General features: G+C 38.5%; 17 protein-coding genes. 6 read left to right on the top strand and 11 right to left on the bottom strand.

Annotated elements, in window-relative coordinates; translation table 11 throughout:
* Position 1: 1 nt before the first annotated feature.
* Entirely contained in the window at positions 2–469 is a 468-nt protein-coding gene (gene ybaK / locus ABXG98_RS15785) for a Cys-tRNA(Pro) deacylase (protein ID WP_353539710.1), read from the top strand.
* 56 nt (positions 470–525) lie between these two features.
* Here the strand turns inward: ybaK and ABXG98_RS15790 are convergent, their stop codons facing one another.
* A complete protein-coding gene (locus ABXG98_RS15790; protein ID WP_353539711.1) occupies positions 526–2,571 on the bottom strand; it encodes a sensor domain-containing protein in 2,046 nt (681 codons plus the stop codon).
* Between the two features lie 346 nt (positions 2,572–2,917).
* On the opposite strand from ABXG98_RS15790, the gene ABXG98_RS15795 reads away from it, so the two are divergent.
* Positions 2,918–4,582 (top strand): formate--tetrahydrofolate ligase, encoded by a 1,665-nt coding sequence (locus ABXG98_RS15795; protein ID WP_353539652.1) that lies wholly within the window; start codon positions 2,918–2,920, stop codon positions 4,580–4,582.
* Between the two features lie 94 nt (positions 4,583–4,676).
* On the opposite strand, the gene ppsA is transcribed toward ABXG98_RS15795, so the two are convergent.
* Positions 4,677–7,067 carry a phosphoenolpyruvate synthase gene (ppsA, locus tag ABXG98_RS15800; RefSeq protein WP_353539653.1) on the bottom strand — a complete coding sequence of 797 codons (2,391 nt, stop codon included), beginning with the start codon at positions 7,065–7,067 and terminating at the stop codon, positions 4,677–4,679.
* 154 nt (positions 7,068–7,221) lie between these two features.
* On the opposite strand from ppsA, the gene ppsR reads away from it, so the two are divergent.
* Together ppsR and ABXG98_RS15810 are read left to right on the top strand one after the other, a co-directional pair.
* A complete protein-coding gene (gene ppsR, locus ABXG98_RS15805) occupies positions 7,222–8,031 on the top strand; it encodes a posphoenolpyruvate synthetase regulatory kinase/phosphorylase PpsR (protein ID WP_353539654.1) in 810 nt (269 codons plus the stop codon).
* A gap of 150 nt (positions 8,032–8,181) precedes the next feature.
* On the top strand, positions 8,182–9,231 hold the full coding sequence (locus ABXG98_RS15810; protein WP_353539655.1) for a 3-deoxy-7-phosphoheptulonate synthase: 1,050 nt from the start codon (positions 8,182–8,184) through the stop codon (positions 9,229–9,231).
* A 171-nt stretch (positions 9,232–9,402) separates the two neighbouring features.
* Here the strand turns inward: ABXG98_RS15810 and ABXG98_RS15815 are convergent, their stop codons facing one another.
* The 8 genes from ABXG98_RS15815 to ABXG98_RS15850 form a co-directional block, all read right to left on the bottom strand.
* Entirely contained in the window at positions 9,403–9,873 is a 471-nt protein-coding gene (locus ABXG98_RS15815) for a low molecular weight protein-tyrosine-phosphatase (RefSeq protein WP_353539656.1), read from the bottom strand.
* 227 nt (positions 9,874–10,100) lie between these two features.
* Complete coding sequence (locus ABXG98_RS15820; RefSeq protein ID WP_353539657.1) at positions 10,101–11,945, bottom strand: DUF885 domain-containing protein; 1,845 nt, start codon at positions 11,943–11,945, stop codon at positions 10,101–10,103.
* A gap of 145 nt (positions 11,946–12,090) precedes the next feature.
* Positions 12,091–13,902, bottom strand: a complete 1,812-nt coding sequence (locus tag ABXG98_RS15825) for a cytochrome c3 family protein (protein ID WP_353539658.1) — start codon at positions 13,900–13,902, stop codon at positions 12,091–12,093.
* A 3-nt stretch (positions 13,903–13,905) separates the two neighbouring features.
* A complete protein-coding gene (locus tag ABXG98_RS15830) occupies positions 13,906–14,655 on the bottom strand; it encodes a hypothetical protein (RefSeq protein ID WP_353539659.1) in 750 nt (249 codons plus the stop codon).
* A 44-nt stretch (positions 14,656–14,699) separates the two neighbouring features.
* Positions 14,700–15,731 carry a multiheme c-type cytochrome gene (locus ABXG98_RS15835; protein ID WP_353539660.1) on the bottom strand — a complete coding sequence of 344 codons (1,032 nt, stop codon included), beginning with the start codon at positions 15,729–15,731 and terminating at the stop codon, positions 14,700–14,702.
* A gap of 14 nt (positions 15,732–15,745) precedes the next feature.
* Positions 15,746–17,056, bottom strand: a complete 1,311-nt coding sequence (locus tag ABXG98_RS15840) for a 2Fe-2S iron-sulfur cluster-binding protein (RefSeq protein ID WP_353539661.1) — start codon at positions 17,054–17,056, stop codon at positions 15,746–15,748.
* 4 nt (positions 17,057–17,060) lie between these two features.
* Complete coding sequence (locus ABXG98_RS15845) at positions 17,061–18,497, bottom strand: hypothetical protein (protein ID WP_353539662.1); 1,437 nt, start codon at positions 18,495–18,497, stop codon at positions 17,061–17,063.
* Positions 18,490–20,298, bottom strand: a complete 1,809-nt coding sequence (locus tag ABXG98_RS15850; RefSeq protein WP_353539663.1) for a multiheme c-type cytochrome — start codon at positions 20,296–20,298, stop codon at positions 18,490–18,492. The genes ABXG98_RS15845 and ABXG98_RS15850 overlap by 8 nt, the downstream gene beginning before the upstream one ends.
* 829 nt (positions 20,299–21,127) lie before the next feature.
* Between ABXG98_RS15850 and ABXG98_RS15855 the strand changes: the two genes are divergently transcribed.
* Both ABXG98_RS15855 and ABXG98_RS15860 read left to right on the top strand, forming a co-directional pair.
* Positions 21,128–22,219, top strand: coding sequence for an HDOD domain-containing protein (locus ABXG98_RS15855; protein WP_353539664.1), 1,092 nt, complete (start codon positions 21,128–21,130; stop codon positions 22,217–22,219).
* Positions 22,220–22,297: 78 nt separating this feature from the next.
* Positions 22,298–22,975, top strand: a complete 678-nt coding sequence (locus tag ABXG98_RS15860; protein ID WP_353539665.1) for a DUF2982 domain-containing protein — start codon at positions 22,298–22,300, stop codon at positions 22,973–22,975.
* 14 nt (positions 22,976–22,989) lie between these two features.
* Here ABXG98_RS15860 and ABXG98_RS15865 read toward each other — a convergent pair whose 3' ends face one another.
* A complete protein-coding gene (locus ABXG98_RS15865; protein WP_353539666.1) occupies positions 22,990–23,412 on the bottom strand; it encodes a hypothetical protein in 423 nt (140 codons plus the stop codon).
* Positions 23,413–23,449: the final 37 nt, after the last annotated feature.

Below are 23,449 nucleotides of genomic sequence, written 5' to 3' on the forward strand. Positions count from 1 at the left end.
GATGACACCTGCAACCAAGCAACTAGAACAAAACAATGTGCGTTTTCAAGTGCTTCAATATCAGCATCAGCCCAGTGCCAGCTCTTATGGTCTAGAAGCCGTGGAAAAATTGGCGCTCAATGCCGATCAGGTGTTTAAAACGCTAGTTGTATGTACTGACACGGATAAACTAGCAGTAGCAATTATCCCCGTAAAAGTGAAATTAAATCTAAAAGCAATTGCCAAAGTATTACAGGTTAAAAAAGTCAAGATGGCTGAGGCAAAACGAGTAGAAACAACGACTGGCTATATTTTAGGCGGGGTTAGTCCGTTAGGTCAGAAAAAACAATTAACAACCGTGATTGACGCTAGTGCTGAGAAATTTGAAGAAATCTATGTCAGTGGCGGCAGGCGTGGCCTTGAAATAGAGCTAGCGCCAAAGGATTTAGCTCGGCTATGCCAAGCTAAATTTGCAACTATTTCAAACTAAGCTGTTTAATATTTAGCTATTGTATTAGGTACTCCACAATACAATGCCTCTAACATTTAAATGAATATGTTTTTATCAGCTGATAGCGCTATTAACTGAGTAGCCGGTAAAGGCTTACTAAAAAAACAGCCCTGTAAATAGTTACACTTTAATGCTTTAAGTAGCGTAACTTGCTCTTGGTTTTCAACACCTTCTGCAACAACAATTAAATCTAAACTGTGTGCAATAGCAATAATTGTCTTCACTAGTTCACTATCTGCCTCATTTGAGCTAAGGCCATGTATAAAACGACGATCTATTTTTAAAACAGAAAAAGCAAAACGTCTTAGGTAATTTAACGACGAATACCCGGTACCAAAACCATCCATAGACAATTTTATCCCAAGCTGGGTAATGGCTGTTAACGCATCATTAATGTAAGGTTGATCTATCATCAACACTCTTTCGGTGATCTCAAGTGCAAGTTGCTCTTCGCTAATATTGACTTGCTGAAGTGTATTTTGAATATAGCTCACCAGTTCGCTATTTCTAAATTGTCGAACAGAAATATTTATCGACATTGTGTAATTTTTGTTGTCTGTATTTTGCCATTGACTGAGAAAAGACAGGGATTGTTTAACTACATATTTGCCAATAGGCACAATTAAACCGGTATGTTCGGCAATCTCGATAAATTCATCTGAGGTAATTTCTCCTAACGCTGTATTATGCCAATACAATAACGCTTCTGCGCCAATGATCTCGTTGTTGGTAGCACTAAATAAAGGTTGGTATAAAACATCAAACTCATTGCGCTCTAAGGCACCATGTATTTGCTCTTCTATCGCGATTCGCCTTAGCATTTTAGCATTCATTTCATCCGTGAAAAATGAATAGGTATTGCGGCCTAATGCCTTAGCTTGATACATGGCACTATCTGCACTTCTTAATAAATCTGCGCAACTTTTACCATTGTCAGGATAAATAGCGATGCCAATACTTAAGGTTACTATTAGCTCTCTACCGTCAATTTTAAATGGATCTCTAAAAATGTTAAGTAGGTGTTCAGTAATGATTAAGGCGTTATGATCATCACTTAGGCCGCGCAGTAAAACAATAAATTCATCACCGCCTAAACGGCCTACAGTATCTTCTTTACGCACTACTTGATTTAATCTATGTGCACACTCTATTAACAATTTATCGCCTATTTCGTGCCCCAAAGTATCATTAACTTTTTTAAAGTCATCAAGATCAAGAAAAAGTATGGCCGTTTTTTCTTTATTTCGTTGTGCTTCATTTATCAGTTGAGCTAAGCGATCAAGCGCTAAAAAGCGGTTCGGCAATTGTGTAAGTGAATCGTAATAAGCATGGTGGCGGATACGTTCAGCTGTTTGATGTTTATCTGTTATATCTCTGACAATTGTGACTAGTTGGTTATGTTCTGCTAAATAACTTATTCTCGCCTCAAAGTGTGCTTGACCTGCTGGCATGGGCAATTCATATTCAATACACTCTACACCTTTATGTGTGATGACTTTCGCCATAGCCGCTTTGAGAATAGTCGCCACAGGAGTCGGTAAAATATCAAACATTGATTTATTAATAAAATCTTTAGGTGGTATATATAATTTTTCTTGGTTTGCAGCATAATAATCGATAATAGTGCCATCTTCTTTCATTAAGAAAAACAGATCTGAGATGGCATCAAATGTCGCTTCTAGCATCCGCTCTCGAAACGTTAATTGCTTTTGTGCATGTTTAACCTCGGCTAGGTTGACATCAATACAATACATTTGCTTTTCATTGTCTTTATTGGCAAATAAAACATGGCTTGATAAAACGCAAACATCTTCACCATTTTTATGACGCAAAATTAACTCTGAAGTCGGTATTTCTATACCATCTTCTAACCACTGCCTGACACTTTTAATTACAACTGCTTTCATTGCTTCAGGTATGATTAAGTCTTCGAGCCTTTGACCCATTGCTTCATCACTTGAGTAGCCATAAAGTAGCTCACTACCTCGGTTCCAGTAGATGACTTGCCGATGTTGATCGTACCCTTGAACAGCAATGTTATCGATTTCGCCAAATAATTGATGAAGCGGCGTATTAAGCATAAATTGATGATTAATGATATTGTTCAAGTTAATTAAATCCCTAGTAAGTTAGCTGTTTAATCCATTAAATCTGTGATTTGTTGTTATCTTCATTATAGACATAAATTAATAATCTCGCCTCATTCGCTTGGCACGCTCTTTATTATTTATATTGCAAGAGCATATAACGCGCTACTATTTACCATTCTTGATGCTATTGTTTGCTTAAACATGATGGCGGTGAAAGATTATTTGATCAAATTCAGCAATCACCATCAAACTCACCTTAAGCATTAGTTGCAAATTACTATTTAATTGCTAAATTTAGCTTCATAAAAACAATAAAAACGACTAAATAAGGATTTTCATGGCTTCTGATATAGAAATTGCTCAACAATTTACCCCTAAAGCTATCAATGCTGTTAGCGATGCATTGAATATAAAAGCAGAACACGTTTTGCCTTATGGCCGAGATATAGCAAAAATCTCGCTCGACGCATTAACGACGCCAAGCACGAAAAAAGGCCAATTAATTTTAGTTTCTGCCACCACACCAACACCATCTGGCGAAGGTAAAACCACGACTACCATTGGTTTGGGACAAGCATTTACTCAACTTAATGAATCAGTTTGCATGGCATTACGCGAGCCATCACTTGGCCCTTGTTTAGGCATGAAAGGCGGTGCAACTGGTGGCGGTTACAGCCAAATAATGCCCAGTGATAAAATTAATTTGCATTTTACTGGTGATTTTCATGCCATAACGAGTGCGAATAATTTACTCTCAGCCACAATTGATAACCACATTTATCAAGGAAATTTATTAAACATTGACCCTAGACAAATTACTTGGCGCAGGGTGATGGATATGAATGACCGTAGCTTACGAAAGATAGTGCTTGGTTTGGGCGGAAAAATGCAAGGCATTCCCCGTGAAGGTGGCTTTGATATTACCGCTGCTTCTGAAATTATGGCGATATTGTGTTTAGCCAATAATAACCAAGACTTAAAAATACGACTTGAGCGAACCTTAGTTGGCTACACTTATGATGCAAAACCTGTGTATGTTAAAGAGCTTGAGATTGCCGGCGCTATGATGGCGTTACTTCGGGATGCAATGCAGCCTAATTTGGTACAAAGTTTTGAAGGTACACCGGCATTTGTTCATGGTGGCCCCTTTGCTAATATTGCCCATGGTTGTAATAGTGTTATAGCCACACGTATGGCAATGCATCACGCAGATTGGGCGATCACCGAAGCAGGTTTTGGTTTTGATTTAGGCGCAGAAAAATTTTTTGATATCAAATGTAGAATCGCACAATTAGACCCTGACGCTGTGGTGCTTGTGACCACAATAAGAGCATTAAAAATGCACGGAGGTAAAGATAAAAACGACTTAACAGCAGAAGATTTAAGTGCGGTAGCCAAAGGCTTAGAGAATTTAGATAAGCACATAGAAAGTGTAAAATTATTCAATAAACACCCTGTTGTGGCATTAAATCGTTTTGCTAGTGATACCGATATTGAAATTGCGCTAGTAAAAGCCCGTTGTGATGAGCATGGAGTATCATTTGCAGAAAGTACTCATCATGCAGATGGCGGTAAAGGCGCAATTGACTTAGCTAAAGCAGTAATGGCATCAGTAGAGAAAAATAAGCCTTTTACTCCTCTATATCAACTTAATGATTCAGTCGTTGATAAAGTAAGAAAGGTTAGCCGGGCGATGTATGGTGCAACCGATGTCGCTTTTTCAAAGCAAGCAGAAAAAGACCTTAAACATGTAGAAAAATTAGGCTTAACCCACTTACCCATTTGTATTGCTAAAGCGCCCAGCTCTTTGTCTGATGATCCAACGCTGCACGGTAGGCCGAGAGATTTTGAAGTCACGGTAAGTGCTATTCAAATTAATGCCGGTGCTGGGTTTTTAGTGGTGCTAACTGGCAATATTATGCGTATGCCGGGGTTACCCAAAAAACCTGCTGCAAGTAAGATGAAATTGCTCGCAAACGGGGTGATTGATGGGTTAGAGTGACAATAAAACCCTACTCGCACAATTCAAATTAATGGTATAAAAAAAGGCAACATTGCGGTTAACAATGTTGCCTTTTTATCCGTTTATTTTACCATTACTTAGCCGTTAACGACTCTGCAAGGTACAACCAAGTTGGCAATACGGTATCAGGGTTTAACGACACACTGTCGATGCCTTGCTCTACTAGCCAAGCAGCAAAATCTTCATGATCTGAAGGTCCTTGACCACAAATACCTACATACTTACCTCGTTTTTTACACGCAGATATGGCCATAGACAATAACGCTTTTATTGCAGGGTTACGCTCGTCAAATAAATGGGCAATTAAGCCAGAGTCTCTATCTAAACCAAGCGTAAGCTGAGTTAAGTCATTAGAGCCAATGGAAAAACCATCAAAATAATCGAGGAATTGATCAGCAAGTAAGGCATTTGATGGCAATTCACACATCATGATAATTCGTAGGCCATTTTCACCACGCTTTAAACCATGCTCTGCTAAAATATCGATAACAGCTGAGGCTTCTTCTAATGTTCTTACAAACGGGATCATCACTTCAACATTGGTTAGCCCCATGTCATTACGAACACGTTTTATCGCTTCACACTCAAGGGCGAAACAGTCACGGAAATCTTTAGAAATATAGCGAGCCGCACCGCGATAACCAATCATAGGGTTTTCTTCATCGGGCTCAAATTCTTCTCCGCCTACCAAGTTCGCGTATTCGTTTGATTTGAAATCAGACATCCGCACAATCACTTTCTCTGGTGAATAAGCAGCAGCCAGGGTTGAAATACCTTCGGTAAGTTTGGCAATATAAAACTCAACCGGACTTTGATATCCAGCAATAATATCGTTTATTTCTTCCTGTAAATCTGCTGACTGACTATCGAAATTAATTAATGCTTTAGGGTGAATACCGATCATTTTATTGATAATAAATTCTAAGCGAGCTAACCCTATACCTGAATGTGGTAATTTAGCAAAAGCAAAGGCTCTGTCTGGATTACCAACATTCATCATAATTTTAATCGGCAGTTGTGGCATGGCGTCAATTTCAGAGGTGGTAACTGTATAATCTAGTTTGCCTTGATAAATAAAGCCGGTATCTCCTTCAGCACAAGAAACTGTTACTTTATCACCGGTAGCGATAAGCTTGGTTGCATTACCACAACCAACAACCGCAGGAATTCCCATTTCACGGGCAATAATTGCGGCATGACAGGTTCTGCCACCTCGGTTAGTGACAATAGCGGAAGCGCGCTTCATGATAGGCTCCCAATCAGGGTCGGTCATATCAGTGACTAATACATCACCGGGAAGTATTTTGTCCATTTCTTCAAGTGACGATAAAACTTTGGCTTCACCGCTACCTATTTTATGACCAATAGAGCGTCCTTCACAGATCACCGCTGCTGACGTTTGTAATTGAAATTGTTCCATTACATTTGAGCTTTCACGGCTTTTAACCGTCTCTGGACGCGCTTGTACTATGTAAAGTTTATTGTCTAAACCATCTTTGGCCCATTCAATATCCATTGGTCGACCGTAATGCTTTTCAATAATAACCGCTTGTTTAGCCAAATCTTGCACTTCGTCATCAGTTAACGAAAAACGATTAGCATCTTGCGGGTCAATATCAACAATTTCAACTTGTTTACCATGCTCTTGGTTTTCTACAGGAACATCGCTATACACCATTTTAATCGCTTTACTACCAATATTACGACGTACAACAGCAGGTTTATTTTTAGCTAAAGTCGGTTTATGTACATAAAACTCATCGGGATTGACTGCGCCTTGCACCACCATTTCACCTAAACCAAAGCTTGAAGTGATAAATACAACATCTTCAAAGCCTGATTCAGTATCGATTGAGAACATAACACCTGATGCTGAAATGTCACTACGAACCATACGTTGAATACCCGCAGATAAAGCGACGCCACGATGGTCATAGCCTTGATGTACTCGGTAAGAAATCGCACGGTCATTAAATAAGGATGCAAAAACATGCTTGATGGCAACCATCACAGCATCTAACCCTCTAACATTGAGAAAGGTTTCTTGTTGTCCAGCAAACGATGCATCTGGCATATCTTCAGCCGTTGCGGATGAACGAACCGCAAATGATGCGTCATCGGTAAAATCGCCGGCTAATTTGTTATAAGCCTGTTCAATGTCCTGTTGCATTTGAGGTAAAAATGGGGTGTCTATGATCCATTGACGAATAGTGTTGCCACATTTAGCTAACGCATTAACATCATCAACATCTAAGGTATCAAGTAATTGATAGATTTTTTCATTGATGCCACTTTGCTCTAAAAATTCATTAAAGGCAAAAGATGTCGTTGCAAAGCCCGTTGGCACTTGCACTCCAACATTTGCTAAATTTGAAATCATTTCTCCAAGAGATGCATTTTTTCCGCCTACACGGTCAACATCACCCATTCCCAAGTTTTCATACCAAAGTACGTTTTCTTGCACAACATTTCTCCAAAAAGAGTTAGAAATAAAATAAGCTTATTTAGTACATTCTACACTGCCAACTATTGAAACTAAAAGTGAAAATGAAATAAAACTTATACGTTTTCATTTTGTTTGGTATAACATGGGTATAACAACAATATAAGGATTTTACATGCGCACTGCGTTTTATATTTCTGATGGTACCGCGATTACTTCTGAAGTGTTTGGCCATGCTTTACTGTCACTATTTCCAACTGAATTTGAGCATGAAACTATTTCATTTGTCGAAACAATTGAAAAAGCACATGAAGCAAAAGAAAAAATCAATAAAGTATGTGCTCGCTCTAATGAGCCTGCATTGGTCTTTCATACCTTTGTTAACAACGACATTCGGGAAATAATTGATAGTTGTGACGGCGTTATTTATAACTTTCTAGAGCACTTTATTGCCCCTTTAGAAAATCAATTGAACATGAAAGCCAAGCCAACTGCGCATCGAACACATAGCATTCATGAAAACAGTTATGATTATCGAATTGATGCGGTAAATTATGCCCTTAATAATGATGACGGCTCTAATGTGACCAACTATGAAGACGCCGATGTAATATTGGTTGGTGTATCACGTTCAGGAAAAACGCCTAGTTCACTATACCTAGCTTTACAATATGGCATTAAAGCGGCTAATTACCCCTTTACTGATGATGATATGGACGAACTTCAAATTCCGGCTTTTTTAAAACCGCATAAGAAGAAGCTATTTGGTTTAACCATTGATGCACAAAGGTTAATGGATATTCGTGAAGGCAGAATGTCAAATTCTAAATACGCCTCGGCTCGTCAATGTCGCATGGAGGTACGTGAAGTAGAAAAACTTTACAAAAAAGAGCGAATTCCTTTCATCAATACCACTAAATTTTCAGTGGAAGAAATTACTGCAAAAATATTAAGTGAAACCGGACTGCAAAGATATAAGTACTAATCACGCTAAAACATAACAAGTTGACATTATTTATATCGTTAAAATAGTTCACATTCGCCATAAATTTAGCTATGTTAGCGCCCATAAATTATATAATGTGCGCTGATAATAGCTATTGATGCTCGCACCGTTTAAAAGCATACAAATTCCATGACCATTAAAACCGATGAATTACGCACAAGTTTGATAGAAAACTTAGTGTCGCCTGCGCAATTAGCAGAGCAAATCCCATTAAGCCAAAATACCGCTGACTTTATCATGCACAGCCGCCGAGAAATTGAAGCGATAATCAAGGGTGATGATAAACGCCTATTAGTGATTATAGGCCCCTGCTCTATTCATGATACCAGTGCTGCAATTGATTACGCAAAACGACTTAAAAAACTACGAGATAAATACGCCAATGAATTACTTATTGTAATGCGCGTTTATTTTGAAAAACCGCGTACTACTGTAGGCTGGAAAGGTTTAATTAGCGACCCTGATTTAGATAAATCATTTAAAGTGGCTAAAGGCTTGAATTTAGCGCGTCAATTATTGGTTGATATTAATGAAATGGGATTACCTGCTGGTACCGAATTTTTAGATATGGTTACCGGTCAGTATATTTCTGATTTAATCAGTTGGGGCGCTATCGGTGCAAGAACAACAGAAAGTCAGGTGCACCGAGAATTAGCATCGGCCCTTTCTTGCCCAGTAGGTTTTAAAAATGGTACTGATGGTAATGTAAAAATAGCGCTTGACGCTATTAAAGCGTCAAGCGTTCCACATGTATTATATTCTCCTGATAAAAGTGGTCAAATGTGTATTTACCGCACACATGGTAACCCATTTGCCCATGTAATTTTACGCGGTGGTAAAGTGCCTAACTATCATCACGATGATATTAAACATACTTGTGAACAGCTCAACCAAGCAGCCCTTAAACCTTGTATTATGGTTGATTGTAGTCATGGCAATAGTTACAAGGATCATAACAAACAAGTCGATGTTGCCCGCTCGCTTGCACAGCAAATAACACAAGGTGAACAAAGCATTTTTGGCGTGATGATCGAAAGCTTCATTGAAGCAGGTAATCAAGCAGTTAAAGCTGATACTCCCCTTGTATATGGTCAGAGTATTACCGATGCCTGTGTTGATTTAGACGTCAGTGAGGAAATGTTAGTGATATTGGCTGAGGCAGTGAAACAGCGTCTTTGACTTTCATGCTGCTGACAATCACGTTAAATAATGTGAAGCTATTAAAGAAAAAAGATAGCACAGACTATGTTATCTTTTTCTCAGTCTCGTCATACCATATATAGTATTACTAGCAATATTTACTCGCTATGCCTTAGCTTTAAGACGATAAGAGCTAAAAGTTGGTGCACATTATCGCATTTGTGCTAATAATCCATCGCTGGCATCTTCTACTAAATCCAAAACATAACGAAAGCCGTTGGCACCGCCATAATAGGGATCTGGCACTTCTGTTTCTTCATGATTTTTAGCAAAATCTAAAAACAACATAATTTTTCCTTGAAGATGGTCAGGGGCAAGGTTTTGTAGATCTTCAAGATTAGCATTATCCATCGCTAAAATAAGATCAAAGTCTTCAAAATCTTGTACTGTGACTTTACGCGCTTTAATACCATTAAAGGTGTAGCCCCGCTCTGCCCCCATTTTTTGGGCGCGATGATCAGGCTTTTCTCTAACATGTGCGCCCACTGTACCAGCAGAATCTATGTTCAATGATATGCCCTGGGCTTTAGCTTTGTGTCTAAACACAGCTTCAGCACTAGGTGACCGGCAAATATTACCCATACAAACAAATAAAACGCTGTTTACTTCCTTTAAATTCATATCGTTACCATAAGCGTAGAGTTAATAATAGTTACCAAACCATTTTGAGGTTTTTTTCACCAAAGGTAAAGGATAAATAGCATTTTGATTGACTATATCATGAGTCCCTCAGTCGTCATAAAGCCAACGGTATAATTTGACTGTTCTGCTTAAATAAAAAATGCCTGTTAGTGAAAGACTGACAGGCATTACATGTTACAACTTGGGTTTTATCGTTAGTGATGGTATTAGCTTTGTTTACTCATAATGTATTCATCAACCAATTGCGCTAAAACGTTCAAAGGCACAGGACCATTTTTTAGCACCACATCATGAAATTCGCGAATATCAAACGTAGCGCCTAACTCACTTCGTGCATGCTCACGCAGCTCAATTATTTTATTCATACCAATTTTATAAGCCGTTGCTTGTGATGGCATAACAATATGGCGTTCAACCATTTTTACCGCATCTGAAATTGCATTGGGGGTATTGTCGGCATAATAAGCTATCCCTTGTTCGCGCGTCCATTGTTTACTGTGAATGCCTGTATCTACAACTAAGCGACAAGCGCGCCACAACTCCATAGCTAGACGACCAAAATCTGAATATGGGTCTTGATATAAACCAATTTCTTTTGGAATGAATTCAGAATAAAGCCCCCAACCTTCGGTATGTGCGGTATAACCACCAAATTTGCGGAACATGGGCATATCAGTTAACTCTTGCTTGATCGCTATTTGCATATGGTGGCCTGGAATGCCCTCATGATAGGCTAACGCAGCCATTTGATAGGTAGGCATAGCCTCCATGTCGTACAAATTTGCATAATAAACCCCTGGTCGAGAGCCATCAGGTGCTGGGGCTTGGTAAAATGCCTTACCCGCAGATTTTTCGCGGAACGACTCTACTGCTTTTACTTTTAGCGCAGCCTTAGGTTTGGTTAAAAATAATGTATCTAGTCGCCCTTCCATATCGGTAATTAAAGCAACAGCTTCATCAAGGTAGCGCTGCTTTCCTTGGGCGGTATCACTATAGTAAAACTGTTTATCAGTGCGCATAAAGGTTAAAAAAGCCTTTAAATCGCCGTTAAAATTTACTTTTTCCATGATGTCACGCATTTCATTATGAATACGTGCAACTTCGTTTAACCCTAGGCTATGAATTTGATCAGCCGTTAGCTCAGTAGTCGTTGTGCGTTTTAGTGCATTGGTATAAAAAGCATCGCCATTAGGTAATTTCCATACACCGTCTCGGGTGTCAGCTTGCTGTTCAAGCTGATTTAAATAGCTGATAAGCGACTGATAACCCGGTTTTAGATGGTTAACCAGTGCCTTGCTAACCTCTTGTATTAAGGTGGTTTTTTCTGATGATGTGATCGCTAATTTATTGGCCTTTTTAGTGAAGTCAGACAACAAGGTACTGTCAGCACCTTGCTCAAACGGTGCTCCAACTAAGATATTTTTCGAATCACGAATCACATGTTCGAAGACAAATTTTGGTGCGATAATACCCTTTGCTTCACGTAATTTAAGTTGTTCAATTAATTGAACCATCAATTTTTCTGCGCCCTTAACCCGTGAGATATAATCCCGTGCTTCTTTTACATTGCTAATAGAGTGCTGGTTGATTAAAAATGCTGGTACTTGAGAGTGAACTCCACGCATTTGGTTAACAGGGTAATTATGAAAACGCCATTTATCATCAGCAATGCTGTTTTCAAGACGCTGAATTAATAGACGTAGGCTTAATTGTGTTTGAGTATCTAAGGTGTTTTTGTTAATACGCTGAAGTTGCGCTAAATTGGTTTTAGCTATTGCTAATTCTTTATCGAGGTTTGCTTGCGAATAATCATACCATTTGTCGTAATCTTTTTTTATGCCTAAATAGGTTTGTCTTACCGGGTTACGATCAACCCCTGCCATAAACATAGTATCAAACAATTGGTTTGCCTGAGCTGAAGCCAATTTGATTTGCTCAGCTTGTAATGTTTGTTGATTTTTACTTACGTCGGTTGAAATTGATTGCTTCGCACAACCTGCAATTAACGCTGATGTGACTGCTAGTACGAGTAAAGATTTTTTAAATGTCATGTCATTCTCTATTAACTAATGATAATTATCTAAGACATTCTCTACTATAGTGGTTTGTTTATACAATACATGCTCGGTAAAGCGCATAGTTTTCGAGATTAACAACTGTATTTTAACTTTTCTGTAAATACAGTTGATAAAAATGCTAGAGTTTAGCTTTGATGTTATGAACGGCCTCACTGCCATGATATTTATGGCAAGTAGTGCAACTTTGTGACACATTGGTGCTGTTATGACAATCACCGCATACGGCTTTAGCTAGTGGTTTAAAGTTTACCTTGTCTTCTTTCTTTTCTACTTGATGGCAAACAGCACACTCTTGGTCGCCCATAAGTTTAAAATGAGGTTGATGATTAAACTGAGTTAACACATTGTCAAAATCACCAATGTTTGCAGTCCATTGGATCTTTCGTTTATTGTTTTGATCTCGGCTAATGCTATGACATTTTAAACATCCCCCAGGCGATTTTTTATCTGATAACGCATAAAGCACTTTTTCTACGGCTAACGACATGCCCATCGGATGATTAACAGTAAAATCTAACCACGCTTTAACAAAACTATCATTATGTCCGGTTAGTTTGTAATACAGGGTATATTCGCTTCTATACCAACCTTCTATTCGTGGCATGTCATTGTCATCTTGCAGGAGTTGAATTTGTTGCTCTACCGTGGTTTGGGCGATATTGCCTAAATTATATTCCTCTATTTCATTTACTATATTGGGCAACCAAGCTTGTAAGGATATTTTTAATGAGTCAGCCGATAACATAGCGCTTAAATTGGCTCTTTCTTGAACAGACAAGGAGCGATTGAACACTTGTTCAAATTGTGTAGCCATACCTAGAACACCTTCTTTAAAGGCTAAATTATGGAGTAGGCGTTTAACAGACCATGCTAATTCAGCAACGACTGCTATCACTGTATCGTCTTCGTCTGATAAATCTAATAGATCAACATCGCTAAGCTGATCACTTATTTGTTGATAACGGGGATCTGACAATAACAGCAAATGCATAAAGGGGGTGAGCTCTGCTTCAGCGTATTCAGGCCAATAACCAATGTCAATATTCGCATCAAGCAAGGTTTCAATATCAAGCCCAGGCAGTGCAATAAATGCCACACTGTTTTTATCGCCATTACCTCCCTGGATTCGTTTGCTGTGACAATCGACACAGGTGGCGTCAAAACTTGCCAGCTTTACGTTTTCATTTTGTCGCATAATATGGCAATCATTACAGCTTTGCTTCGCATTTTTTTGATACTTATCATCGGTGAAATGTTTTACAAAGTGTTCACCATGACTGAATTTAAAGTTAGGCGTTTTTTGATAGGGGTAATGGGAGAATTCAGGATGCCCTTGTACAAACGTCTCAAACGGCGCATTGTGACAAGATTGGCAAAATTCATCTCCTGCTATTTTGACCGCTTGAGCTGTGCTCTCCTCTTTATGCTCTTTATGACAAGCGGTGCATGGCAGCTGTTTGTCTTTTTTATATGCATTCATATAGTTTGCAGCGTGTATTGTTAATGGCGCTTGTGTGCTTGCTACTGTGTCTTTATTATGTGCTGCTTTTTTAGTTGCTAAGTTATTCATAGTTGCTAAGTTATTCAATATTTTCGGCGAAAGTCCATGGGGATCAAATGCAGAATCACCAAACGCATGACACTTAATACACAGCTGGCTATTTCGAATCGGCGTGTCGCTATCAATAAGCGTAGAGACCATACTTTCAAAACCATTTTCCATACTCGCATGGCATTGACCGCAACTTTGTACGGTTGAATGCGCACTTGAAACTTTTCCAGGTGAGATAGCTTCATCACCAACAATGCCAGACATCATGAGTACTGCCACACCTAAGGTTAAGAGTATTACCGCTAAATAACACCTTTTAGCGTTAAATGACGGTTCTAGCACCTTACTGGTAAGGTTTTTGAGTTTTGTTTCTTGCATAATCTACAACGCTAACCCTGTAAAAGAAATGGCCAACAAGCTATGAACTAAAACTAAAATAATTAAACACCAGGCTATTTTCTGATGAAACAACCGCCAAAAATCATTCGCCTGCGCTAAAGTATATTGTTTATCTAAATTAAACTTGCGTTGTGCCAGTTCAGCAAGTTGCACAATAAATGTTTGCTCTGCTGTTGTTGCTTTATTGAGCGCCATTTCAATAAAAGTAAATGGATATAAATGGATTTGTGAAACCCCAAAGAGATGAGCTGACGAATTTGTTCTCGTCCAAAAGTAATCATGTAAGTGGTCAATATAGAGTTGTTCGATTAGCTCAGAGTGGGTCGACTTTATTGCTTTTAACAACACTGCTTCTGACTGTTTTCGTATAATTTCTCTTTGCTTCACAATATCATCACACACTTGCGATGCGGGTAAGTGGCTCAAACGTTTAGTTAACGTGGTCGCTATAAAAGCCCCAAAAATGCCACTAACCGCTAATAAAACAAACATCAGCGTAAGGAATAACTCAAGCTTACCATCAGGCCAGTTAAAGTCTGTATGAAGCAAAAAAAGAGCTATCGAAAGTAGCCCTATTTGGGTATGGATTACTCGGTTACTTTTAGCAAAGCGATCCCAATAAAAACAGATAAACACGCATAAGGTAAGAAAAATGCCTGAATAGAGACCCGCATGCTTTAATGCTACCTTAAAAGTCTGATCGACATTTACCAATAGCGTAAATATTATCATAGAGATCGCATAAGGATACAGTGCGCGTAATCGTGTCAATATATTCACTTTTCTATACGCTTATAGTTTTTTGCCTTGGGTAGCAAATCGTCAATGGCGGCGAGGTTTTTACCGTCATATTTCATCTCAATATGCTTACTAAGCTTAGCCACAGCATCAGCAGAACGCAATAAGTATGAAGCGTTGACACCTTCTATCGTTATTTGGTCTATTGCTTTTATTTCTATCGGCCCCCCCTTATTGACTATATTGCTTAATGCTTGTTTTACTTTCGCAATATGTTGCATCAGCAGATCTGTGTATAAGCCTTTTTCCGCACTGTTAGCTAACGCGCTTAAATATATTTCTAACGACACTGTTTTACTCAGGATATAATAAATCCGCTGTTTTTCGAGTGATGCCAACACATTTTCTTTACCATCACTGAACCATAAATTATGACGCATATCGCCTTGTGACCAAGCCACCATATCGAAATCTTTACTGACAAAAGGGTGTTGCTTGGAGTTAACAATTTTTTCATCATCGGTAATATGACAAGATAAACAACGCTTGGTCATGGCATACAAATGATTGCGACCAACAATATCGAACGCTTTCATTTTTTCTAGGCGTTGCTGACGATGCTCGTCTGTTTCCATTTTTTTAGTGATTTTTTTCCCACCATAATCACCATGGACAGGCCCCCATTCTTTTGCTTCACCATGACAAGACTCACACGACACTGCTTCAATCGTTTTTAATCTCGCTTTTGCTGGCTTAGCACCTGGTAAGGTTCTTTTTTTGCTTATATAGGCATTAGTGAAATGGCAACGTACGCAATTTTCTTCGCGCGTCACTCGTTTTGTGCCTAACAGTTTTTTTAGTGCTTTAGATTTTTTATGCCTGCTAATTTCTTTAAGGCCGGTAGCATGTTTGGTTTTTGCCCAGACCTCGTTTTCTTTCTCATGGCATTCGGCACAATTCTCAACCCCCAATATCTGATTAGGGTCCATAACCTTACCATCACTTTTAGCCGCCAATAACAAGGGTAAAAGCCCTAGTAGTAATAAACGACATAAAAATTTTGCACTCATAAATACTTCATCCTCTAGATATCAAGTGTTACTTCTTGACTGTTAGGTACAGCCACACAAGGCAGACATGTTCCTTTCACTTTCATGGTTTCTTCATTTGCTACAAGGTGCAAAACTTCACCACTCTTTATTTTTGTCCGACACATGCCACATTCACCTGACCGGCATGAGTTGCGAATAAATATACCGTTGAATTCAGCCAAACTCAGTATTGAAGTACCTTCATCACTGTCATGCCATTTCAAGCTTTTACCAGAACGTGCACAGCAAATGATTGAATTCTCGGTGGTTACACTCGTTTGTATCGTCTTGCGTAGCGTTCCTGCAGTTAAATGAACCACTTCAAAATGTATGTTTTCTTGGTTGACCTGCCAAAGCAGTAAGTTTTCTTGCATTTGCGCCATCATTTGTTTGGTGCCGCAAACAAAAAACTCTCCTTCATTAGAAGGCAAATATTGTTTCAATAATGCAAGGGTGATGCGGCCAGAATGGCTACTCAGTCGTGAATCTGTTGGTTGTTGTTCGTTTTCATCAAGCCACTTTGACGTTGCCGCGCTGTAACACATAACCACATGTAAGTTTTTATAGCGTTTACAGCTGTGTTGAAGGTGTTCAAACATGACTCTAGTGTGAGGCGTTTGTGTACTATAAAACAACCATATAGTCCGCTCACTATTCGCATTGATCACCGCATTAATCATACTAATAAATGGGGTAATCCCAATACCGCCGGCAATCAGCACCAAGGGGTGATGTTGATTGACATTCAAACAAAAGTGTCCTGATGGTGCGCTTAGCTTTAATTGTTGTCCAACTTCAACTTGATCAACAAGATAAGTTGACATTATGCCTGATGGTACATCAGGTTTTCGGCTCGGCGCTAACTGCTTTTTTACCGTAATACGATAATGTTCTAATTTTTCAGGTGAATCAGACAGCGAATAAGCTCTCGATATGGTCTGACATTGGCCTTCTATATCAGCTTGCACCATAACATGTTGTCCTGGGAAAAAACTGGCAAGTATCTGTTGGTCATTTGGTTGCAATAAAAAAGAATAGACTCCGTCAGACTCTTTGACTTTGCCAATTACTGTAAAGCTTTTAAACCCATCCCAGCGTGAGCCCGTTTTCGTGATGGCATACTTATCAATGAGTATCCCTCGGGCTAAACCAACCTTGTATAATAATTGGGTAATGTTAGCTTTTTTTTGCTCACTATTGAGGGTTTTAACGCGATGAAACAACCACATTTCTTTTATGGCAAGAAAGAGACCAAACGAAAAAAAAACGCCTCCTACACTAGCAAGCAAATACATAGTTATCATAAGGTTAGAACATAATCGAGAATTCGCTACGTAATCCGAGCACATTCCCAATGATTTGTTGATCAACCACATAGACATCCACAGAAACGAAAGAGCCTTGACCAACACTTTGGCTGAGCCTAGCTGCTAGTCCAATCGAGGTATTGCTTTTGTCTCCACCATGCTCCTCTTTCGCTGCCACTTCCATAACTAAACTTCTTGAATGACCATCAAAAAACATTTGGTAGCCAAGAGCTGCACCATACATATCATCCGCTTGGTTACTAATTGCGGGGCCAAATGAGGCTAATCTGTTGCCAGCAAACAACAAACCACCACGAGCTAGTGGCCCACCCGTACCTGCTGTACGAGAGATAGGCGCATAGTTATCCATACCAACAAAAGCACTTAGGTAAGCAATATTGTCAGTCTTTTTTGGTGCCCATGAAAAATTTGAAAACAATAAAGTACCTGATGATGCCCACATGGTTTCCTGATCAGCATCTGAATGCACAATACGCAATGTGGTATCAATATGGTGATCAAACAGTATAGTTGAACCAACAGCACTAATACCGACATTAAATTGATCACCACCATATTCTTCAATACTGTCTAAATAAATCAAATCAATATTAAACGTGGTATGCGCGTAATCAAACGAAGTGAGCAAACCAAATAGCTCAGCTTCTTTATCTTCTTGGTTATTACTTCTATGGATAGAACCCCAGCCATACAACAAAGAATATCTTGCGTATGAGGTACCCGGCAAAGGAATAGTATTACGGGTAATTGCAATAGAATCCATAATATCAGTAACTAAAAAACCATCTTGAACCAAGATAGGTTGCTTGCCTACAGCAATAGCATAATCGAGCGCTTTATTTCCAGCCATATCGAGTACTGGAAACATTTCACTTAATTCCCCTTCAAAGAAAAGCGTGACCATTTCCTTGTTTATATGATTATCAAATTCTTGTTCTGGCTGAAAGCTATACTTGGTAAATTCAGCACCTTGATGCAATGGAAAAATTCCTAAAGAAAATCGCTCTGTACCTGTCAGTCGAAAATCAAAATATACATCAAGCATGTTTGCCCATTCTGAGACACTATTTTCACTACCCTGCTTACGCATTTGTAGACCTGTTCTAAAATTGCCATAAAAAATTAGATTAGGTGAAATTACCATGCCGGTGGGTAATTCTAGCTCGTTGGCAAGTGGACCATCGGTATGATAACCCTGCCAAAGCTCAAGAATTGGGGCTGGTCTTTTAGGAATATTTTGTTCTAATGCTAATTTTTTATCTGAGTAACGAGAAATACTGCGCTCAGCTTGAGCGTTTATTTTTTCAGACGGCGCTTTTTCAGACACTTGTGCCGCGTTAGTTTCGCCGAGCGCATTGGTACAGACAACATTGGACAGTAAGGCGATGAAAATCGGAAAAAATAATTTGTTAGTCACGATTATTCTCCAAATTTTGCACCGTTATGGTTTTATTGGTTTCCCACAAAACAATGCTAGTATCAACAATTCTGTCTACTAATTCACGCAAACTTAGGTTGTAATCTAAACCTGCTAAATCAGCAATGCCCTTAAGAAAGTAGCCTGGCATAGGTTGTGATATCAACCTGATTTGTACATCGTAACCGCCACCTATAGTCAAATCACTTGGGTCTATATCATAATTTGCCCATCGATGACCACCCGGCTCAATACTATGTTTATCTATACGTTGCACATTGGGATGACTAGTGATGTTGGTCGGGTTAATTGGTGGTCTAACAAACGGGGTTGGCATTGCCGATACAGGAATGAAGTGCACCTGCTGGCGTTCACCTGCAATTGAATTTTTTATGATAAATTTACTTTGTAAGTTAAACAGTTGTTTATCATGAGTTAGCTCTCCATTTCTTACATAATTTGAGAATAAATCGCGTAAGTCACCATTGGGGTCGCGATCACCAGATAAAAATACTACATTGCCTTGTGGATCTTTCACGATAACTTCAAAAAACACCATGCGCTCATGAATAAACCCAGTAGGTACATTATGTCCATCAATTAGGTTTTTCAGCTTCAATTTAAATTGCAAGCCTTGCGCTAAAGAGGCTTCCTCGATGATAAGATCTTCAACGCCATAACCTGCTTTCATAATGGCATCACGCTGTTTTAAAGCCCAACTAAGTGAATTAAATTGTTCCTCTAAGATGGTACTGGCTTCATAACGTAAATCAACATCAGCCCAAAATTCTGGAAATTCATACTCGTCTTCCACATTATCTTCAAACTCATCTGTGCCCCAACCTGCTTTATAATCAAAAGCTAGCCACTGCCGGTAGTTTGCAAGCTTCACTGCATCTGGATTATGTGGAAAAATACCGGGATGGAGAACAGAGAAATCTGGGCCGCCCATATAATGATTAGATATGCGGCGGTGTTTGGTTTCATGTTCACCAATAACCGCAGCAGGTCCTTTATCAAAGCCTTTATTTTCCCCTGGTACCTTACCATTATGACAATCAGTACAACTGACCCCGTCTTTTGCCGATTGTGATGTTTTATATTCATCGTATGTTTCTTCGGTATGTAAGCCGGTAGGTAATCTCACAGAATGACAAATCCCACAAAACGCAGGATCTCTTTGGGTAAAAAATTCACCAATATCGTTATGTATTGCACGTCCTTTTTTGTCTGGTGTTGTGGTCAGTAAAAAGCGCGAATCTTCAAGCGTTTCTTTTTGAACTTCATTGCCGCTAGGGCCGAAAACAGGTGAAAAAATATCACCTTGTTGTACAACTAATTGCCCACCTTTACCATAACGTTTGTTTTGGCGATGACAGACAATGCAAGTAACCCCTTCACGAGTATGTTGCTCTCTATCCATATTCGATCGGTTGACAGGAATGCTTAACGCCGAACCAACCGGATCATGACACCTAGCACAAAATGCGCCAGCAGTTCCATTGGTTTCTTTAATAGTAGCAATATGTTGAGCAGTAAAAGCTGGACTTAATTGTGCGTAAGAATGGGGTGATAACGACCACTGACGAAACTGCAGTTCATGACAGGTTTTACATTCGAATGCGGAAGGGTATTTTTGTTCATTGAATAATGGTTCGTGGACATTACTGGGTTGATTGTTTGTTAAATCGTCGCTAGTGCTAACAGTTGCAGCAATTGCAGTAGAAAAACATACAGAAATTATGACGAGTAAGGCTGAAATAAAACTTAACTTAGTTGTTATTGTTATTGAACGGTGCATTTGTCTAAACCATTTAAAATTATTATGAGATTAACAGATTTAAGCTTAAATCACTGTTATAATTACAGTTTTACTCAAGCATTTTATGGTGATTTCCTGAAATAGAACGTATACCCACTGACGTAAACAATTAAACACTATATGAATACAACACTTGTACAAACAATAAGAGTTACTGACACCAAACCAACGTGATCTCAATCACATTATTGGATAGTATTTTTGATCTCAATCACAAAAAAGTAAAGTTTTTTCACACCCTACCCAATATGTTTCAATAACAAAATCTACATTTACTGCGTTAGATCAAGGTTTTTGTGTTGTTATGCTTTTTGTCCCTAATTCTTCAATATCATTACACTTGTTTAAATACAAAATTCAAAAATACCTAGTCACTATTCAACAAACAGTCAATTCGATAGTAGGATGAAGTTTTCTAAAGGCATTAGCTATATTTTGAATGACTAAGTGTTACTAATGGTTAAGTTAGAACCTTTAACGCCAGTGCTAGTTTAAAAGCTTGCAAGTCTGGGCGCTTAATTTGAATAATGAAATTCTTCATGTCATCTTAGTGCCAAGAAAAACGCTAAGCTTCTGTTGTTATCCAAATCAACCATATATTTGGGGTACTAATGTTTGGAATGAGTTTTAAGCTTAACTAACCAATTTACTCAACCAATGATTACAAGCACATGTTGTTATTTATAATTAGATCTAATAAATACCTAAAAACAGATCTAAGTTGCTAATCATAAAAATTTGACTAGAATAACGTATGGAACTAGTGTGAATATTGCTATTTAAAAACCCCATTGGATTATCAATTTACATGTTTAAATCTCTGATCAAAAAACTTTTCTCCAAAAGCACTAAACATCAACCTAATTACTTTTATTTTGAAGATGAAAGAAATGCAAATCAAGATTGTCAAGACGAAAATATTGCTAAAACTCAATACACAACGGCATCAGAAAAGTTGCAATTGACCTCAAGTGAAGAAATACACCAACAGGCATTTTACGACTTTTTATTTGGGTGCGCTTCAACTAACGAACAACAAGACGAGTTATCCGGTTATGTGTCAAAACAAATAGAACAATGTATCTTACAGCCAAAACTAATACTCGAATCCTTACCTTTGTTACCTGTTTCTTTGACCACGATTATTGAACAATTAAATGATAATGAATTCGATACTGACGTTTTAATATCGTTGATCCAAAAAGAGCCGCTCATCGCAGTAAAAGTAATAGAATTAGCAAACTCGTCCTATTACAACAAAAGTCATAAAGAAATAACAAATCTTAAATCAGCATTTTTGCTACTTGGGTCAAATGGTTTAATTGAGGGTATCATTAATGGGTTTATTGCTAAACTAACTCCTCAATCTCCCATATATTTCAAACAGTACGGTAACAAAATATGGCAACATTGTTTTACTACGGGGATGATTGCTAAACAATTAATAAATAACTCCCCCCACAAACAAGAATCTGCGCAAGGCTATTTAATAGGTTTACTTTGCAACATGGGCGATATGATAATTTATCAGCTTTTAATAGAAGCCTTTAATTATGTGCACCCTGACTGTCAACCTAGCTCGAAAGCTTTTAAAGCACTATTGTCTAAAAACTCTAAAAGAATGACGTACCACATTGCGAAATACTGGAACTTACCCCCTTCAATTTTGGATGCGCTGGCATTGCAGGCACAATTAACGCATTCTACAATGTTGCCTGCAATACATAGTAAACGACCTATTGCTTGTTATGTCTATGAAGCAAATATTATCAGTGAACTAGAGTTGAGGTTTGAACATCAAGAGATCAGTAGCGAAACCTTAGATGAAGTAAAGTCATCAATGGTTTTCAGTGATGAAGCTAAGCGTTATTTGGAAAATCTAAATAGCATGGCATGCTAATTATTATTAACCACTTGGATAGATATTATTTCATTTAACGCTAAAGAACTCATTTACCATTAGCATTTTTGCCTTTATATGACGACACCTCCGCCTGTTATTAATATTAGAGCTAAAGCCAATCAACACGCGGTTTTTTTAATACTACTCGCTGGCGTAATATTTCTTATCGCCTTCTTCCTCAGCCAATATTATTGGCGAAGCCACCGTCTGATTTTGATTTTTTTCTATCTATTAACTTTGGTGATATCATTTACTGGTATATTAAAGCGTTCAGAGCCAAGCGTTAGTATTGCGTTAACCCCACAACGTATTCAATACTACCACCGTCATGGCCATTGGACACTCGCATGGCAACAAATACAAAGCATTAATACGATTAAAGAAACTGTTGGTCTATCTACCATAGTTTTACCTTACGTAGGTATTAAACTCAAGAGTCTGGACATTTTAGCAGAGCAAATATCACCTCGTTTAGCTAATAGACTCATTCATGAACAGCGGCCTTTAATACGTTTTGCAGTAATGCAAAATTTACTATTATTAGAAGAGGTACAACTTAATTTTACGCCTTATAGCTTAGAATCTGGCAAAAAAATAAAAGGACCACTTGCCGCTTTTTTATATCACTGCCAAGTTCTGCAAAAGGGATTGGGCTATCACTTATATCTACCTGAAACGAGTACAGACCGAGAGTTGGAAGATTTTTGCCAACTGTTAAAACAGTGCCAGCGCTACGCTAAAAATTATCAATAACAACGGGGTTTAATCTATTTTGTGGTTAGGTAATTCATCTTTAATGCGTCAGTTGTTAACAAAGCTACTTGTTTTTTTTCTTCATCCGTTAACGCTTGATACCATCTAGGGTATGACCAACCATATCCCCATCTAAACGACGTAGGAAAATAAGGGCTTCCTCCCACACGAACCCCCGCTAACATCAGCTTTGCTATTTGCGGCTCGCCAACATTAGTAACACATTGCTGAAGTGCTTTATCCGCTATTAGCCTTTCATCATAGGTACCACCTTGCCAATAAGCGTAATCATGTGCGGTGCAACAAGATAACCAAAGCTCATTGTGTTCAAGCGTGCCATCAGGAAAAGAGCTACATCCATCAGAAGTAAAAGGCTTAATATTTTCAGCAATTACAAAAGTAGAAATAAAGAATGATAGAACAATAAATATACGCATAAGGTTAATTCACAGACTTAAAAGGTCCTAATAAGAA

This window comes from Colwellia sp. KU-HH00111, from assembly GCF_040362745.1.
Classification (GTDB): Bacteria; Pseudomonadota; Gammaproteobacteria; order Enterobacterales; family Alteromonadaceae; genus Colwellia.